Here is a 1,131-nt window from a genome sequence, read left to right as displayed (position 1 = left end):
GAATATGGAGGCCTCGGCTTTGTTGATAACGCCATACCCAATCCGGACTGCCCGAAGTGCTGCGGTGAGGGAACGGGGCAGCTTTATATGGCTGATACCACTCTGCTTGATGGGGATGCGCGGCAATTATATGCAGGGGCAAAGCTCGGGAAATTTGGTGTTGAGATCCTGCTGGAGGATAAGGCTGCCGCCCGGCGCGAACTTATCAAGCTGATAATGGCGACGAAAGGAAGTTCTGCTGGTGGTGCAACTGACAGTCGCAATGATCTGGAGCTTGAAGGACTGAGGCTTCGCAACGAAAAGCTGCACACTGAGATTGAAAACCTCAAAAAAGGCGTGGGTGGTGAGAATAACGAAATAATTATCCACAACTCTCTGCCGATGCCGGGAGTGGATAATGTCGATTGAAATCTACCTCCCAAAACCTCATGAGGGGCAAATAGCTGCATGGACGGCGGCAATAGAGGAACGCTTCCACGCGGTATGCTGTGGTCGTCGCTGGGGTAAAACGGTGATGCTGGTGAACATCGCTACCAGTTTCGCTACGCGGAAATTTGCCGTTCCTACCACCGGGCAACTTATCGCGGGTAGGGTGGGGATTTTTACCGCGCAATACCGCCAGTACCAGGAAATCTGGGATGAAATTAGCGCCGTTCTGCAACCGCTGATCCTCAGTCAGTCAAAAAATGAAAAGCGCATCATTCTCCGTAATGGGGGGCGCATCGACTTTTGGGTAACGGACAATAACAAACTGGCCGGGCGTGGGCGTAAATATCACGCTGTGCTGATTGATGAGGCCGCATTCACTAAATCGCCGGAAATGCTCGAGGAAATCTGGCCCCGAGCGATACGCCCGACGCTTGTCGATTACCGCGGCTGTGCGTGGGTATTTTCCACACCAAACGGTATCGACGAGAGCAATTTTTTCTACGCGATATGCCACGATGAATCCCTGGGATTTGTTATGCACCATGCGCCAACTTCATCGAATCCGTATATTCCGAAAGAAGAACTGGAGGAAACGGAGAAGAAATCCGATCCGCGCGTCTGGCAGCAGGAATATCTTGCAGAGTTCGTAGACTGGTCCAAAGACGCGTTACTCGATGTCGATAAGCTGCTGGTGGACGGTCA

General features: G+C 52.1%; 1 protein-coding gene and 1 pseudogene. Both read left to right on the top strand.

Features of this window, described 5'->3' with window-relative positions; all coding sequences use genetic code 11:
* Positions 1-408 (top strand): annotated as a pseudogene (locus tag EQY_RS0114110) (terminase small subunit); the annotation flags it as partial.
* Positions 398-1,131 (top strand): terminase large subunit domain-containing protein (locus tag EQY_RS0114105; RefSeq protein ID WP_000021155.1); only part of this gene is annotated, 734 nt, incomplete at its 3' end. The pseudogene EQY_RS0114110 and the gene EQY_RS0114105, both read left to right, overlap by 11 nt.

It is taken from the genome of Escherichia sp. TW14182, assembly GCF_000208525.1.
GTDB lineage: Bacteria > Pseudomonadota > Gammaproteobacteria > Enterobacterales > Enterobacteriaceae > Escherichia > Escherichia ruysiae.
The sequence above is the reverse complement of the archived record's forward strand: the minus strand, read 5'-3'. Positions and strand labels throughout refer to the sequence as shown.